12 protein-coding genes are annotated in these 15,766 nt (G+C 63.3%); 10 read left to right on the top strand and 2 right to left on the bottom strand.

The genetic code is table 11. The features are described 5' to 3' along the window. Positions 1-239 precede the first annotated feature (239 nt). Both ACN0TP_RS09715 and ACN0TP_RS09710 read left to right on the top strand, forming a co-directional pair. The gene (locus ACN0TP_RS09715) at positions 240-1,511 is read left to right on the top strand and encodes a polysaccharide pyruvyl transferase family protein (protein WP_417218646.1); all 1,272 of its coding nucleotides are present in this window, start codon (positions 240-242) and stop codon (positions 1,509-1,511) included. Beyond that, positions 1,508-3,118 carry a glycosyltransferase family 2 protein gene (locus tag ACN0TP_RS09710; protein ID WP_417218645.1) on the top strand — a complete coding sequence of 537 codons (1,611 nt, stop codon included), beginning with the start codon at positions 1,508-1,510 and terminating at the stop codon, positions 3,116-3,118. Before ACN0TP_RS09715 ends, ACN0TP_RS09710 begins: the two co-directional genes overlap by 4 nt. Before the next feature lie 86 nt (positions 3,119-3,204). Here ACN0TP_RS09710 and ACN0TP_RS09705 read toward each other — a convergent pair whose 3' ends face one another. Further along, positions 3,205-4,404 (bottom strand): MFS transporter, encoded by a 1,200-nt coding sequence (locus ACN0TP_RS09705; RefSeq protein WP_417218644.1) that lies wholly within the window; start codon positions 4,402-4,404, stop codon positions 3,205-3,207. A 35-nt stretch (positions 4,405-4,439) separates the two neighbouring features. Between ACN0TP_RS09705 and ftsY the strand changes: the two genes are divergently transcribed. From ftsY to ACN0TP_RS09685, 4 genes are all read left to right on the top strand, one after another. Further along, positions 4,440-5,645: a signal recognition particle-docking protein FtsY gene (gene ftsY, locus ACN0TP_RS09700; RefSeq protein ID WP_417218643.1), complete on the top strand. Its 1,206-nt coding sequence runs from the start codon at positions 4,440-4,442 to the stop codon at positions 5,643-5,645. A 219-nt stretch (positions 5,646-5,864) separates the two neighbouring features. After that, positions 5,865-7,172 carry an ammonium transporter gene (locus tag ACN0TP_RS09695; protein WP_417218642.1) on the top strand — a complete coding sequence of 436 codons (1,308 nt, stop codon included), beginning with the start codon at positions 5,865-5,867 and terminating at the stop codon, positions 7,170-7,172. After that, positions 7,169-7,507: a P-II family nitrogen regulator gene (locus tag ACN0TP_RS09690; RefSeq protein ID WP_417218641.1), complete on the top strand. Its 339-nt coding sequence runs from the start codon at positions 7,169-7,171 to the stop codon at positions 7,505-7,507. The genes ACN0TP_RS09695 and ACN0TP_RS09690 overlap by 4 nt, the downstream gene beginning before the upstream one ends. A 105-nt stretch (positions 7,508-7,612) precedes the next feature. Continuing rightward, complete coding sequence (locus ACN0TP_RS09685) at positions 7,613-8,647, top strand: acyltransferase family protein (protein ID WP_417218640.1); 1,035 nt, start codon at positions 7,613-7,615, stop codon at positions 8,645-8,647. Here the strand turns inward: ACN0TP_RS09685 and ACN0TP_RS09680 are convergent. Next, complete coding sequence (locus ACN0TP_RS09680; RefSeq protein ID WP_417218639.1) at positions 8,644-10,122, bottom strand: glucose-6-phosphate dehydrogenase; 1,479 nt, start codon at positions 10,120-10,122, stop codon at positions 8,644-8,646. The two genes, ACN0TP_RS09685 and ACN0TP_RS09680, sit on opposite strands and share 4 nt — an antisense overlap. 143 nt (positions 10,123-10,265) lie before the next feature. Here ACN0TP_RS09680 and ffh point away from each other — a divergent pair, with 143 nt between their 5' ends. The 4 genes from ffh (at position 10,266) to ACN0TP_RS09660 (ending at position 14,744) form a co-directional block, all read left to right on the top strand. Then, the gene (gene ffh, locus ACN0TP_RS09675; RefSeq protein WP_417218638.1) at positions 10,266-11,828 is read left to right on the top strand and encodes a signal recognition particle protein; all 1,563 of its coding nucleotides are present in this window, start codon (positions 10,266-10,268) and stop codon (positions 11,826-11,828) included. 22 nt (positions 11,829-11,850) lie between these two features. Continuing rightward, positions 11,851-12,489, top strand: a complete 639-nt coding sequence (locus ACN0TP_RS09670) for a hypothetical protein (RefSeq protein WP_417218637.1) — start codon at positions 11,851-11,853, stop codon at positions 12,487-12,489. 86 nt (positions 12,490-12,575) lie between these two features. Continuing rightward, positions 12,576-13,364 (top strand): glycerophosphodiester phosphodiesterase, encoded by a 789-nt coding sequence (locus tag ACN0TP_RS09665; RefSeq protein WP_417218636.1) that lies wholly within the window; start codon positions 12,576-12,578, stop codon positions 13,362-13,364. 504 nt (positions 13,365-13,868) lie between these two features. Beyond that, complete coding sequence (locus tag ACN0TP_RS09660) at positions 13,869-14,744, top strand: VOC family protein (RefSeq protein ID WP_417218852.1); 876 nt, start codon at positions 13,869-13,871, stop codon at positions 14,742-14,744. The last annotated feature ends 1,022 nt before the right edge of the window (positions 14,745-15,766 follow it).

Genomic DNA, 15,766 nt, shown 5'->3' with positions numbered 1-15,766 from the left:
TTGCGCCCCGTTGCCATTCAATTCGAAGGAATTGCACTTGAGCGTCGATGATGCTGCCCCGTTTAGTGACGTCAGTGCCTTGTAGTAGAGATCAAAATAGCCCATCGAGAGTTCTTCAGGATCCGAGCGGGTAACATGGGGACCAAATATTGGCCTCCCAACAGGAAGTCCTCGTGGGAGTGGCGACGGCCCCGAGCGAAGGGACAAAGCTCGTAGCGACCAGCACGAGCAATAAGCAGATGATTCGAACCAAACTCAGAAATGCCCGGGACCGTTGGCAGTCAAAGACACTTAAGAAGGACCTTGCAGCCGTCAGGCGTGGACTGGAATCCGCGGCCTTTCCGGAAGCAGCGAAGTGTTCCGTTCGAGGCTACCGGGCCTCAACTGTGGTTCTTGAATGTGTCCTTGAGGATTTGCGCATCGCCTTTGATGTCTCGGTCGATAAGGGGGTCGCTTCCCTCTCCGTTCTGGGGCGAAGCGAAGACGCCTCAAGAGTTTTGCGCAATGCCCTCATAGGGGTCGCCTTGAACGTTCGCCTAAACGGCGAGCGAAACATACTTAGAACGTGGCCAATGCGGCCGAAACGCCAAAGAGTCGTCGAAGAAGTTATTGCGGAAATTCATAGCGCCATGAATCGCATAAGTACTCTGCCCGGAGAACTGCACCCGAATCGCGAAGTCGGGCCAACCGACGCCCTGACATATTGGTGGGACACCAAGGCAAATTTTGGAGACACCATCGGGCCTTGGCTCGTTTCTCGCATTTCCGGACGCCGACCGGTGAATAGTCGATGGGTACAAGGGACCGGACCAGCCCTTTTCACTGTGGGATCTGTATTCGGACATCTGACTAAGCCCGGTGAACATGTTTGGGGGTCTGGATTGATCGGCCCGCCGGGAGCGGCGAAACTGGACCAACTCCGGGGTGCCCCTCCAAAACGGATTCACGCCGTGCGAGGCAAGAAGACCCGCGAAGTTCTCATTCGTGAACTGGGTTGGGACGTTCCCGAAGTCTATGGAGATCCGGCTCTATTGCTGCCACGGTACTACCAACCCAAACCGAGCAACCGACCCCGGAAAATAGGATTGGTCCCACACTACAAACACAAAAAACTTTTCAAACCTCTTGAGGGTGTGGGAGTGACTACCATCGACGTAGCAATGGGCCTTGAACCTGTTGTGGACCAAATCGCCTCTTGTTCTGCAGTCATTTCCACGTCACTTCATGGCATTATCGTGGCCCAGTCGTATGGGATTCCCTGGCTCTGGGTGCGTCTGGAAGACAGTCAACTAGGCGGTGGGGCATTCAAGTTTGAGGATTTCTTTTCCCTGTTGGCACGCGATGAAGTCGCTTCCCTTGATTCGTCAACGCGAGAGTTGGGTGATCTCCGTGTTGCCGACTTAGCGGGCCGGGCCACACTCCCGACCTCGTATTACGATTTGGATCTCTTGGAACACTCTTTTCCATCTCACTTGTTTTCAAACTCGCAGTTGGGATCCACAGCCTCATGAAGCCATCAGTCTCGGTGATTATTCCGACCTACAACAGTGTCGAACTTCTTGATGTAGCGCTGAACAGCGTGTGGCACCAGACGCTGGACCAGAGAGAAATTGAGGTCATTGTTATCGACGACGGATCGACTGACTCAACATGGAAATTCTTGAAGTCGTTGGCCGAAAAGCACTCCAACGTTTTGCCTTTGCACCAGGCGAACGCCGGGCGTCCTAGCGTGGGCCGAAACCGCGGAATGGACGAAGCCACTGGCGAATTTGTCTTCTTCTTGGACTCGGACGATTGGCTGGGCCCTAAAGCCCTTGAATTGCTGGTGGCCGCAGCAAGGGCCCACGGATCTGACGTGGTTTTGGGGAGACAACGCGGTGAGAATCGCACCGTTTCCACCTCGGCGTTTTTGGAGACCATTTACGATGCGGACCTGCTGGAAGATGGTCTCTGGGACGTCTTGTCGCCCTGCCGTCTCTTTCGCCGCTCCCTAATAGAAAGCGTTGGCGCTCGCTTTCCTGAGGACATGGTGCAGGGGGAAGATCAGGTATTTGTAGCTCTCTGCTGTTTTTCGGCGAAGAAAATCAGTGTCCTTGCCGACTATGACTATTACTTTGTGCGCGGCCGGACAGATGGGGAGAACCTCTCTCGACGAGTCCAGTCTTTTGAGAACAAGTTCATGACCACGACGCGGATGGCTGCACTGATCGTTCAAAACACGGAGCCTGGACGAATCCGTGAACGGTACTTTCACCGCGTGCTGTATCGCACACTCGCGCCGGGCTTGGGTATTCCATTCATGGCGGCGTCAGAAGCAGATCGCGACAAGTATCTCGTGGGCATCCAACAGCAAGTTCTGGCCCACATGGCCGGAGGAGATTTGGCCGACGCACGTGACGTTCCCCGACTACGGTTGGCGGTCGCTCAATTAGGAGATGCCAGAGACCTAGCAGCATTGAACGAAAGTGTTGCCACAGGACTCGTCTCGCAGTGGGACGAGGGGCAGCTGATGTTGGACTTGGGTCCTGAGCTAAACGGACTCGTCGGTCATGATCTCCGAATTCGTCGGAATGAGCTGCGCGCCATGCCTGCCGCTGTGAAGTTCGAACGGACTGAACGCCACCTCATGATCCGGGTATCGCACTCACATCGGACCTTGAATGGAAGCCCCTACCGGCCCGAATTGGTCATGAAAGCTCGTAACGCCAGCCAGCAAAAAACTTTCCAAGCCTCGAGTTGGAATGGGCCTACCGAGACCACGTTTGACGTTCCCCTCTCGGAGTTTGTGGCCCCAAACTCGTCCGGGAATGCCATATGGGATCCCCGATTGTCCTTGAGGGCAAGGAACCAGCTGCTCGACCTTGGACGGGTCGCCCTCTCTGATGATTTCACCGCTGACGACCTCAAGCGGGAATCGGTAGCGAATCAATTCACGCTATATCGCTCGCAGCAGGGAAATCTGAGCATAAGAATCCTCCAACAGTCCGCAAACCACTCCACGACAGAGACAGGTGCCGGTGCCACGTCCACACCAAGTACGGAAACTGGGACCTCTGTCACGATCGGTGGGCGTCTACGCCAGAAGGCAATGGCTGTTTTGACTCGTCTACGCCGCTAGGACTGCGTCATTCGTAGCACGCTCGTGTCGTTGCGGAAATTCCGGATTTTCCGCTTCACGTAGGGTAAGTGTCCCAGCTCACTTCGTCATCGTTGTTGCCGCTCTGCGACACGGACCCACGCAGCAGCGCCCGCAAGGCCTACGATGCCTGTGATGGCGAAAGCCCAGCCGAACCCCCAGTGGTCGGCGATGAGCCCGGCGACCACTGGTCCGAGTATGGCCCCGCCATCGGTGGCCATCTGGAAGCCTGCCATGACCTTGCCGCCGTTGTGCTCCCGTCCGATGGTGTCGGCCACGGCAGCCTGCTGGGCGGGATTCATGAATCCGATCCCGGCACCGGCAATGATCGACAGGGTAATGAACAGGACCTCGTGGTCGGTCAGCCCGATGCCGGCCATCGCCACGGAGCCGACGGTCAGCCCGACGAGGACGGGCATCCTTCGGCCATGACGATCCGTGACCCTGCCGGCGATGGTCAAGGCCACCGCATTGCCGATGGCAAACAGGCCGAGCGACAGGCCAGCCAGGGCGGCGCCGTCGTCGAATACCTGGGCTGCGAAGAGGGGCACCAGGGCCACGCGGACCCCGAAGTTGGACCAGCCATTGGCAAAGCCTGAGACGAGCGCGGCCCGGTAGACGGGGTCCTTCAGCGCGGTGGCGAAGCCCATGGCCGGGCGGGCGTCGCGCGGGCCGCGCTGGCCCGAGGTGCGCACCCGCAGCAGCGAGAGATAGACGATGGCGGCCGCGATGACGAGCGCTCCACCGTAGATGAAGAAGGGAAGCCGGTAGCCGAACACCGCGAGGAAGCCGCCGACGACCGGGCCGACGATGTTGCCGATCAGGAATGAGCCGGCATAGTATCCGGAGATCCTGCCACGGATCTCCGGCGGTGCCAGCCGGGCAATCAGCGACATGGCAGAAACCGTGAACATCGTGGAACCCAGTCCGCCTGCTGCCCGGAACACCAGCAGCTGGACGTAGTCCTGGGCGAAGCCGCACATGATGGTCGACACGGCCACGATGAGCACTCCGCCGACGTATACGGGGGGTTCGCTCAGCGCCGTGGTCAGCCGCCCACTGACCGGCGCGAATGCCAACCGCGTCAGGGCGAAGACGCTGACGATGAATCCGGCGGCGGCCACGCCCACATCGAAGCTCTTGGCGAACTGGGGAAGGATCGGGGCAATCAGGCCGAACCCGAGGGCGATGACGAAGGCGGCGGCGATCAGGACCTTGATCTCGCGGGGGATCGGTGGCGCGGCAGGTGAGGTGGGGAGTGTGGTCATGAGGGCACCAGCTTAGTCTGTGAGAAACTGTTGCCGTGCCTACAGAAACCCTGCTGATCATTGCCATCATCGTTGTCGTCGTCCTGGTCGTTGGGCTCGGAACCGCCTTCTTCCTGCGCGGTCGCAAGACGCCTCCCGGGACCTACACGACCACTCGAGACGCCAACGACCCGGCACCCGGCAGTGGCGGGGGTACCGACACACTCACCCGGCCCGGCGACACGCCCGCGCAGGATGCCGATGGCGGCGGATCGCTGGATACCACTCCCGCGCCCGAGGACACGCTGGGGCAACAGGATGTCGCCGTCGACGTCCCGGCACCGGTCCTTGGACGTCTCGCCCGGCTGCGTGCCCGGCTGGTCAAGTCCAACAACGCGCTTGGCAAGGGACTGCTCGCCCTGCTGTCCCGGGACGACATCGACGAGGACGTCTGGGACGAGATCGAGGAAACCCTGCTGCTGGCGGACCTGGGCAGCGAGCCCACCCAGGAACTGGTTGACGCACTGCGCGAGCGCGTCAAGGTCGAGGGGCACCGGGATCCGGCCCAGGTCCGCGCCATGTTGCGTACCGAATTGATCAAGCTGGTCGACCCGTCGATGGACCGTTCCCTGGCCGCCGATCGCCAGCCCACTGGGCCCTCGATCATCATGGTGGTCGGTGTCAATGGCGTCGGCAAGACCACCACCATCGGCAAGATCGCCCGCGTCCTGGTCGCCGAGGACAAGGACGTGGTCCTCGGTGCCGCCGACACGTTCCGTGCCGCCGCCGCCGAGCAGCTGGCGACCTGGGGCGCCCGGGTCGGCGTTCCCACGGTCCGCTCGGAACTGGACGGGGCCGACCCGGCATCGGTCGCCTTCGAAGCAGTGAAAACCGGCATCGACCAGGAAGTCGACGTCGTCATGATCGATACCGCCGGACGCCTGCAGAACAAGATCGGTCTCATGGACGAGCTCGGCAAGATCAAGCGCGTCGTGGAGAAGCAAGCCGCCGTCAACGAGGTCCTGCTCGTCCTCGACGCCACCACCGGGCAGAACGGGTTGAACCAGGCCAAGGTGTTCTCCGAGGTCGTCAACGTCACCGGTATCGTCCTGACCAAACTGGACGGCACTGCCAAGGGTGGCATCGTCGTGGCCATCCAACGCCAGCTCGGCGTCCCGGTGAAACTGGTCGGGCTCGGCGAGGGGCCGGATGACCTGGCACCCTTCGAAGCGGAGGACTTCGTCGACGCGCTGCTCGACTGAGAGCTCCATCCCGCAATCTGCGGTAGTTCCGGGCCCCGAACCATTGATCTGATTCGGGGCTCGAAACATTTCCGAAACGTGCACGGAACCAGCACCTTACGTGGACGGTGCATTCGTAACGCCGCCGAAACGCCCGCGCACCACGACGCGAAACACGGATCCGGAATTCTTGGGGCATAGGCGGGACGGACCCGCCGGGATCGCTTCGGGAGGACCGAGATGGAATTATCTGCCGGCAATGTCTGGATGATGGTCTGCGCAGCCCTCGTGCTGCTGATGACCCCTGGACTCGCCTTCTTCTACGGTGGCATGACGCGTGCCAAGGCCGTATTGAACATGATGATGATGAGCTTCGCCGCCGCGGGAGTGGTCGGCGTCGTCTGGGTGCTGTGGGGCTACTCGATGAGCGGAGGCGGTGAGGGCCTGGGTGGGCTGGTTGCCGATCCGTTCACCGCCTTCGGGCTCGGTTCCCTGGTGGGCACCAGCGACTTGATCAGTGTCGGGTATGGCGCAACGTTCGCGATCATCACCGTCGCCCTCATTTCCGGAGCCATCGCCGACCGCGCCAAGTTCAGTGCCTGGCTGACCTTCGCACCCATCTGGGTCACACTGGTCTACGTGCCGATCGCCTACTGGGTCTGGGGTGGCGGGTTGCTGGGGGCCGATGGAGCCATCGGCTCCTGGGCCGGGCACGCCATCGACTTCGCCGGCGGCACCGTGGTGCACATCAACGCGGGAGTCGCCGGGCTGATCCTCGCAGTGATCATCGGCAAGCGGCGCGGCTTCGGCAAGGACCCGAGCCAGCGCCCCCACAACATCCCCCTGGTCATGATCGGGGCTGCCCTGCTGTGGTTCGGTTGGTTCGGATTCAACGGCGGGGCGGCCTCAAGTGCCGAACAAGCCGGCCTGATCTGGATCAACACCTTGGCCGCGCCGGCGGCTGCAATGCTGGCCTGGATTGGAATCGAACGCCTTCGCGACGGACACCCCACCTCGCTGGGAGCGGCTTCCGGCGTCGTGGCCGGGCTGGTGGCCATCACCCCCGCCTGCGCCAATGTCTCCCCGGTGGGTGCCATCGTGCTCGGGTTCGTGGCCGGCGTGGCTGCAGCACTGGCGGTGGGTCTGAAATACCGCTGGGGCTATGACGACTCGCTCGACGTCGTCGGAGTTCACCTGGTCGCCGGCCTGGTCGGCACCCTGGCGTTGGGGTTCCTGGCATTGCCCGGCGAGGACACCGCCGGCGGGCTCTTCTACGGCGGTGGGCTGGCCCAACTCGGAACCCAGAGCGTCGCCGTCGTGGTCTGCATGGGGTACACGGCCATCATGACCGCGATCATCGGCCTGGCGATCCACAAGACCCTGGGGATGCGCATCAGCGAGGACGCCGAGGACACCGGCATCGACCTCACCGAGCACGCGGAAACCGGTTACGAATTCGGAGGCCTGGGCACCACCGGATCCTTCGTACCGCACCCGGCCACCTCGAGCCACCTGCCACAGCACACCATCGAAGGGGCACAGTCATGAAGCTGATCACCGCAATCATCCGGCCAGAGAAGATGGGCACCATCCGGGAGGCCCTGGAAAGCTACGGCGTGCGGGGCCTGACCGTCAGCCAGGCCAGCGGGTACGGCCGCCAGCGCGGACACACCGAGGTCTACCGCGGCGCCGAATACACCATCGATCTGCTGCCCAAGGTCCGCGTCGAAGTGCTGGTTGGCGATGACTGGGCAGATGACGTTGTCGACGTCCTGGTCGCCACCGCCAACACCGGACGCGCCGGCGACGGAAAGGTCTGGGTCACCGACGTCCGAGAGGCAGTGCGCGTGCGCACCGGCGAACGGGGTGACGCGGCGGTGTAGCCGCGGCGGCCGCGTTGAGCGGGCCACCGGGTCGGCCCACAGCCGAGCCGGTGGCCCACGTCACGGGATGTCGCACGGCAGCAGGAGGATTGCTATCGTGTGCCGATGTCTGAATCCGTGAGCAAGCAGCGCGACGGGCGACTCGATATGGCCAAGGGCGTCCTCATTGCCCTGGTGGTGGCGGGCCACTTCCTGGAGGGGATGAACGACTGGACCGCCGAGACCGTCAGGCTCCCGCTGACCATGATCTATTCGTTCCACATGCCGGCCTTCGTGTTCCTGACCGGCATCACCGCCAAACCGCATGGCATCCTGCGGCGGATCTGGCCGCTGGCCCTCCTCCTGGTGTTGTTCCAGACTGCCTTCCTGCTGGCCAGTCCGTGGCTGGATCCCGAAGCCACCTTCACCTGGAACACCCCGTATTGGATCCTCTGGTTCCTGCTGGCGCTGATCTGGTGGCTGCTGCTGACCCCTGCCATCCATCGCTTTCCCCGGGCATCCGTGGTGTTGTCGATCGCGGTGGCCGCGTCCGCCAGTGCCATGCCGTTTGCCGGCTACCCCTTCGCGTTGGGCCGGACCCTGACGTTCCTTCCCTTCTTTGTCATCGGCTACCTCCACGGCAAGGACATCCTGAATTGGTGCTCCTCGGCCCGTGGGGCCATCCGCGGCTGGGGCGTCGCGGCGGCCGTGGCCCTGCCCGTTGTGCTCTTCGTCCTGGACGTCGACAACGGATGGCTGTACGGCAGCATGAGTGCCAACGAGCTCAACGAAGGGGCGGGGCCCGGGATGCTGACCCGCACCGCGTTGATGCTGGTGGCCGCGATCATGACAGCAGGATTCCTCATGGTCATCCCGAAGATGCCCGGCACAGCGTGGTCCGTGCTGGGGCGGCGAAGCCTTGCGGTGTACCTTTTCCACGGGTTCATCGTGAAGGCGGCGGATCCCTACTTGCCGGCCGTGCTGGCCGGCAACAATGCACTGTCGCTGCTTCTCGTCGCCGTCCTGACCGTGGGAACACTGGCCCTGACCTCGTGGCGGCCCCTGGACGCCATGGTCCGAAGGATCGGACGGCCACGCGCCGCCACGGCACCTCCCCGGTCGGCGCCCGCCGGGGTCCGGGAACGCGAACCCGTCGGTTAGGCTCCGCCTGCCGTCTGCGCGTCGAGGCTGGTGCCGGGGACTTCACCGTCCTTGGGTGCCCGGTCCAGTTGGACCTCCTGGCTCGTCAACCAGTTCCCGGGTCCGTTGGAGCCGGCTGCGTATTCCTCCAGGGGGACCTCGTCGTTGGCCCAGGCAGCCAACACCGGTTCGACGATCCGCCAGCACTGTTCGGCCGTGTCATCACGCACCGACAGGGTGGGATCGCCGGCGAGCACGCCGGCCAGGACTTCGCCATAGGGGAGCAGGTCCGGGCTGTTCAATTGGGCCGAGAGCCCGATCCGGTCCAGCTCATACATGTCACCCGGGCCGTTGACGTCCAGCTCCAGCTCGAGGGTGTCCGGGCCGAAACCGATGCGCAACCGCGTGGGCGTGTCATTGCCGGTGAAGCCGTCGGGCAGGTGTGAGACGGGCTTGAAGGTGATGACCGCTTCCTTGCGCGGGCAGCCCAACGCCTTGCCCGAACGCAGCAGGAACGGGACCCCTGACCAGCGGGAGTTGTTGATCCGCAATTCGATTTCCGCGAGTGTCTCGGTTCCGTTCGCCGCATCCACCCCGTCTTCGTCCACGTAGTCCGGGACGTCGTGGCCCCGGCTGGTCCCTGCCGTGTAGCGCGCCCGCCGAGTGCTCTTGGCATAGTCGGTGGGCACCTTCGTGGCACGCAATACCGAACCGATGTGGTCACGCAGGTCGCGTTCGCCCAGGGTCGCCGGGGCATTGAGGGTCAGCAGGGCGAGGATCTGCAACAGGTGCGATTGGATCATGTCACGCAACGCGCCGGCGTGGTCGTAGTAGCCGGCGCGCGACTCGAGGGCAAGGTCCTCGTCGTAGAAGATCTCCATCTTCGCCACATGCTCGGCGCTGAAGAGCGGCTCCAGGAAACGGTTGGCGAAGCGCAGGCCCAGGATGTTGAAGACCGTGGCCTTGCCGCGGAAGTGGTCCACGCGCTGGATGTACTCCTCGGGCACCAGCCGCGTCAGGGTCCGGGTCAGGGCATGGGCGGACTCGGCACTGGAACCGAAGGGCTTTTCCATCACCAACGTGGTTCCGGCGGGGACCTCCGCCGGGGTGAGGACCTCGCAGGCCTTCTGGCTGATCTTCGGTGGCAGGGCGAAGTACAACGCCACCGGACCCTCCAGCGTGGAGACCAGCTGGCCGAGCTCGCCCGGGGCAGTCACATCAAGGGCCGAGTAGCTCGTGTGTGCGGCCATCCGGTCCAGATGGGCCGCGCCCTGTGCCGTCGCCTTCTTCTTGGCCTGGCCAAACACGTCGGCAACGCGCTGCTGCCAGTCCTCGGCACTGAAATCCGGCGAGCCCGCGCCGACCAGGACCAGGTCGGCCTCGCGGCCCGTGGCAATCAACTGGGCCAGTCCGGGCAACAGGAGCCGGCCGGTCAGGTCTCCCGAGGCTCCGAGGATGAGCAATGTCTTGACATGGGATTTCTTCGCTTCACTCACGAGCACTAGCTTGCCACCATCCCGGCTTCCCTGTCTGCTGGAGGCGATTCGATGCCGCCGGGCGCGTCGGACCTTGGTAGCCTTGGTAGTCGAGTCCAGCGGGGTTTTCCCGCAGCCATCCACACGAAAGTAGTCCAGCTCCCGTGTTCAATTCACTCTCCGACCGGCTGACAGCGACGTTCAAGAACCTCCGCGGCAAGGGCCGGCTCTCGGAGGCCGACGTCGATGGCACCGTCCGTGAGATCCGCCGGGCCCTGCTGGACGCCGACGTCGCCGTTCCCGTGGTGCGTGCCTTCGCCGCGCAGGTCAAGGAGCGCGCCCTCGGCGCCGAGGTCAGTGCCGCACTGAACCCGGGCCAGCAGATCGTGAAGATCGTCAACGAGGAACTCACGGGAATCCTCGGCGGGGAGACCCGCCGGCTGAACCTGGCCAAGGTGCCGCCGACGGTCATCATGCTCGCCGGCCTGCAGGGCGCCGGCAAGACCACCCTGGCCGGCAAGCTGGCCAAGTACCTCAAGGCCCAGGGCCACACCCCCCTGCTGGTGGCCTGTGACCTCCAGCGCCCCAACGCCGTGAAGCAGCTGCAGGTCAACGGCGAACGCGCCGGCGTGCCGGTCTACGCCCCGCACCCCGGCGTCTCCTCCGAGTTCGAGGAATCCACCGGCGACCCGGTCGTCGTCGCCCGCAACGGTGTCTCCGAGGGCCGGCAGAAGCAGCACGACATCGTCATCATCGATACCGCCGGCCGCCTCGGCGTCGACGCGGAGATGATGCAGCAGGCCGCCGACATCCGCGCCGCGGTGAACCCGCACGAGGTCCTGTTCGTCATCGACGCGATGATCGGCCAGGACGCGGTGAACACCGCCCAGGCGTTCAACGACGGCGTCGGAGTCACCGGCGTTGTGCTCTCCAAGCTCGACGGCGATGCCCGCGGCGGTGCCGCACTCTCCGTCGCCTCGGTGACCGGCAAGCCGATCATGTTCGCCTCCACCGGCGAGAACCTCTCCGATTTCGAGGTCTTCCACCCGGATCGCATGGCCAGCCGCATCCTGGACATGGGCGACATGATGACGCTCATCGAGCAGGCCGAGCAGAACTGGGACAAGGGCGAGGCCGAGAGGATGGCGAAGAAGTTCGCCGACCGCGAGGACTTCACGCTCGAGGACTTCCTGTCCCAGATGCAGCAGATCAAAAAAATGGGCTCCATGAAGAAGATGCTCGCGATGATGCCCGGGGCGGCCATCTCCAAGCAGCAGCTGGAGCAGTTCGACGAACGCCAGATCGACAGGATCGAGGCCATCGTCCGCTCGATGACCATGCACGAACGCGTGGCACCGAAGATCATCAACGGCTCCCGCCGCGCCCGCATCGCCAAGGGGTCGGGCACGTCGGTCTCCGAGGTGAACCAGATGCTGGAACGCTTCGGCGAGGCGCAGAAGATGATGAAGAAGATGGCAGCCGGCGGCGGGATGCCCGGCATGCCAGGTGGCCGCGGCGGCGCCAAGAAGTCCAAGGGCGGCAACAAGAAGAAGCAGAAGTTCGGCAACCCGGCCAAGGCCGCCCAGGCCGAACTGGAGGCCAGGAACCGCAAGTCGAACGCTCCAGCGGCACCCAGCGGCGCTTCCTTCGGCCAGCAGGGCAACCAGGACTTCGACCCCGCGAACCTGAACCTGCCCAAGGGGTTCGACAAGTTCCTGGGCAAGTAGGCGCGAGGGCAGGGAGGCGCTGATGGCTGTTGTGCAGGGACTGGACGGGTTCCTCAGCGCCCGGTGGAAACACCGGGCCTACGCCTCGATCCTGGTGCGGCGCTCCGATGGGGCGGTGCTCACGGTGAAGGATTCGGCGGGGATCAACGAGGCCAGCTATGGAGACGACTCCGAACCCGACTGGGTGCTGCCCACCGCCGCCGTGCGCTCCGGGGTCGGCCCCCGCGAAGCCGCAGCGTCCGTGTTGAGCCGATTGGCCCTGGAGCCGTCGATGGGCCGGATGCTGGTCCACGACTTCCGGCCGGCCCTGGGTGGTGCCCACGCCGCCGGTGGCAGCGACACCGGCGATGAGTTCCTGGTGTACGACGGCGGCACGTGGGTCACCGAGGTCGAGCGTTTCACCGCCGACGGCGGCCTGCTGCAGGTGCGCTTCTGCCCGCTGGAGCAGTTGGCGATCCTGCTGCCACCGGCCGATGCGGAACGCGCTGCGGCAGGCGTGCGGGCGCTGGAGCTCGGGGGAGTGGCCGAGCTGGAACACGGCCGCGACGTCACCCCACGCCATGTGCCTGGCAACCGGCAGCCCCCGCGAGAACTGATGCCTCAGCTTCCGCTGACGGCGCCGGTCCCCGGGTTGAGGAACCGGAACCTTGGTATCTCCTGAAGAATTTTCGCGCCACAAGGAGTGCTTATTGGCTGCGGATCATTGGCTGCAGGGCACGGCATAAACCACAAAGAGAAGAGATACCAATGGGGTGTTCGCGTCGAACGCTGCTCATCGCGGGATGTAGTGCCGTCGGTCTTGCCGTGACGGGGTGTTCCGATAGCCGCGAGAGCAGTGTCGAGGCTGAGGACCGGATTGCTGACTTGGCCTACCCCGCCATGGCTGCCCATCGTGGTGGTCTGTCCTTGTACCCTGAATCAACAATGAAGGCCTTTGAAGCCATCATCGGCGAGTACCCGAACGCAGTTCTCGAGATGGATGTGAGGACGCTGCGCGACGGAACCATGGTGATCTTTCACGACCCGACAGTTGGTCGCATCGCGACCAACTCGCGAGCGGCGGTCGCTGAAATGAGCCCGAAGGACTGGCATGCCTTGCGCATCAGGGATCCGAAGGGCGGTCGGGCGCAACCTGCAGTCTTTCTCGATGAGGTCCTGGAGCGTTTTGGCAGTACTAACAGCGTCCTCATGATTGAACGGAAGGGCGATACGGAAGTCCACGCCTTCATGGAAGCCATACGACCATTCAAATCACACGTGATTCTTCAAGACTTCAATGTCGATCATGTGAAAACGATGACGAATGCCGGCTTTGATGTCGTTCAGTTGACGGGAAAGAAAGCGCCGGAACTTGTACCGGGCGTTTACGCCTTGGGAATCGGCTCCAATGTGATCACGGAAAGAATCTGTAGCGAAGCGCAGGCGCAGGGCACTCATGTTTGGGCCTGGGGAGATGACGTCGTCTACAACGATCCTCGGCTCACTGCATTAGGAGTCGACGGCTTTATTGTGAACGATCCTTCCCGCCACGCGTAATGGCTCCGGTCCCCGGGCTGTATAGCCGGAACGCCTAGCCTCCCTGCCGGTTTCCGGCGAACGGCAGCACAACTCCCAGCCAGGGCTCGCCGTCATCGGTCTACCCGAGGCGTAGAGCCCATCTGCAGGATATGGACGTTGGCTCGTGCGGGGAAATCGGATCGATCAGCGTGGTCTTCGGCTGGTTGTGTGTGCTGATCTGGGTCGTCCGGATCGCCGGAGCAGTGTCCGTGCTGCTGCCGCGCCGCCGGGGCAGCTGGTGGCTGGTCATTCCGCTGCTGCTCGTCGTCGCCGTGCTCATCACGTGGGTGCACTACCGGTTGCTGGTCTACGCCTGGTTCGTGTGCTCTGAGGCGTTGTCGCTCACGGTCCTCGCTGCCGGCGCGCAATCCGTGAGGCAATACACGACGGCAACTCGTTTAGTTGAAGTATCAAGCAAAAAGTGCGACGATGGAGGCAGAAGCCAACCAGCCGATCCTCCAGAAGGAGCACCCCATGACCGCCATCGCACCGGCCGCCCGCACCACCGATCTCCTGCCCGCTGGCCTGGGCATGGGCACGCTGACCCTGAAGGTCGGCGACCTGGCCAAGATGACCGAGTACTACCGCGCCGCGCTGGGCCTGAGGGTCCTCGCAGACGATGCCACCGGCGTCTTGCTCGGCCGGATCAACGAACCGCTGCTCCGTCTGGAGGACCGCCACGGGCTGATCCTGCCCGGTCGTGGCGAAGCCGGCCTGTTCCACACCGCCCTGCTCTTCGAGGACCAGGCGTCATTGGCCGCCGTCGTCGCCTCCGCCGCCCAGCACCCCGAGAGCCGGTTCGCCGGCAGTGCCGACCACCTGGTTTCCGAGGCGTTCTACTTCACCGACCCCGAGGGCAACGGCATCGAGCTCTACTGGGACCGCCCCCGGGACCAGTGGACCTGGCACGGCACGACGGTGGAAATGGACTCCCTGGCCCTGAACCCGAACGACTACCTGCGCAAGCACCTCACCGAGCAGCGCACCGGGTCGCTGGATGCCACGGCAGCCGACATCGGCCACGTCCACCTGCAGGTCGGCGACACCGCAGTCGCCAGGAACTTCTACGTCGACACCCTCGGGTTCGCGGAGACCGCCAGCATGCACGGGCAGGCACTGTTCGTCTCCGCCGGTGGCTACCACCACCACATGGCCATGAACGTCTGGAACAGCCGCGGGGCCGGTCCCCGCAAGGACACCCTCGGCCTGGGCGAGGTCCTCATCCGGGTCCCCGGAGTCGATGACGTCAGCGCCGTCGCCGATCGCCTGCGCTTCGCCGGCATCGAGAACCACCACGACGGATCCGAGCTGCGCTTCGAGGACCCCTGGCTCAACCGGCTGCGCATCGCCGTCGGCTGAACGGAGACGGGTTGAACTCGGGTGAAGTAGATGCGAACGTTTGGTCCTCAACGTTGCGCGCCCAAGGCGTTCGGAGTTGCAGAGGGGTATGCCGCTACTTCCAACCTTCCTACAGCTCCCAATGATCTCGGCGTCTGCGTATCTGGTATCTACTCTGTATGACAAGTGCGCAAGCAACCGGGCACTGGCAGCGGTCGGGCAGGAAAATAGATGCGGTGAGTGTGTGTTTGGTCGGGCTAATTTCCTTGTTCCACTACCTTGTGAGTGCGGAACTCCATGCGGACTTTGTCATGGAGGCGATTGATCATACCAATTGAACAACTGTCGGCTAAGACGTAGAGCAACAAGGCGACCTCTCCGTACCGTGCAGGAGAGTCCTCAGGTGAATGACCACGATTCGGTACTGGGGTAGCGGTGCAAACGCCGTGCCGAGGAATGGTCTTCCCGAGCCCTGCGTCTCTGCGTTTGCTTGGCGACCGTCGTAGTCTGAACTACAGCCGGAAGGGGGGGGCAAAGTGATATTAGGTCTGAGTAATTTACCGTTGTTGGTGCACCTCTCCCGTGCGACTGAACGAACGCGCGCTCCAAGCGGCTGGCTGACGTCCCGATTCGCTCGTTAACCGCGCAGGCGGTTAGTTCGGCGTTGACAGATGAAGGTCCACTGCAAGTGCATTGGAATTGTCAAACGGCAAAGTACTCATTGTAAGCCTGGCGTAGAAAATGAATTATCATATTGGAGGGGCCTCGACGCCACCCGACATTCGGTCGCGGACATCACCAGTCGATCGATCGAGGCCACCGGGGAAAGACGTATGTCAACCGTGATGTGAGAATCCGTTTCGGTGTCGAAGTGCTGTCGTCGTCCCCATGGAATTTGGGGTACCTTTCCCGAGGTGCAATTGCGAAGCATAGAATTTGAAGGGGATTATGAAATCGAGTCGTTCTGCTTCTAACGGAAACCCGTCAGCAATTGGACGGACGCCGAACTTCGGCCGAGTTGGGCGTGCCGTCGCATGGCGGAA

This window comes from Arthrobacter sp., from assembly GCF_048266065.1.
In the GTDB taxonomy this organism is placed as follows: Bacteria; Actinomycetota; Actinomycetes; order Actinomycetales; family Micrococcaceae; genus Arthrobacter_H.
This window is presented reverse-complemented; position numbering and strand designations above follow the sequence as displayed.

Excerpts from the sequence above, each read along its gene's own strand:
- ACN0TP_RS09715 (WP_417218646.1), top strand. The coding sequence starts at position 240 with ATGATTCGAACCAAACTCAGAAATGCCCGGGACCGTTGGCAGTCAAAG.
- ACN0TP_RS09710 (WP_417218645.1), top strand. The coding sequence starts at position 1,508 with ATGAAGCCATCAGTCTCGGTGATTATTCCGACCTACAACAGTGTCGAA.
- ACN0TP_RS09705 (WP_417218644.1), bottom strand. The coding sequence starts at position 4,404 with ATGACCACACTCCCCACCTCACCTGCCGCGCCACCGATCCCCCGCGAG.
- ACN0TP_RS09695 (WP_417218642.1), top strand. The coding sequence starts at position 5,865 with ATGGAATTATCTGCCGGCAATGTCTGGATGATGGTCTGCGCAGCCCTC.
- ACN0TP_RS09690 (WP_417218641.1), top strand. The coding sequence starts at position 7,169 with ATGAAGCTGATCACCGCAATCATCCGGCCAGAGAAGATGGGCACCATC.
- ACN0TP_RS09685 (WP_417218640.1), top strand. The coding sequence starts at position 7,613 with ATGTCTGAATCCGTGAGCAAGCAGCGCGACGGGCGACTCGATATGGCC.
- ACN0TP_RS09670 (WP_417218637.1), top strand. The coding sequence starts at position 11,851 with ATGGCTGTTGTGCAGGGACTGGACGGGTTCCTCAGCGCCCGGTGGAAA.
- ACN0TP_RS09665 (WP_417218636.1), top strand. The coding sequence starts at position 12,576 with ATGGGGTGTTCGCGTCGAACGCTGCTCATCGCGGGATGTAGTGCCGTC.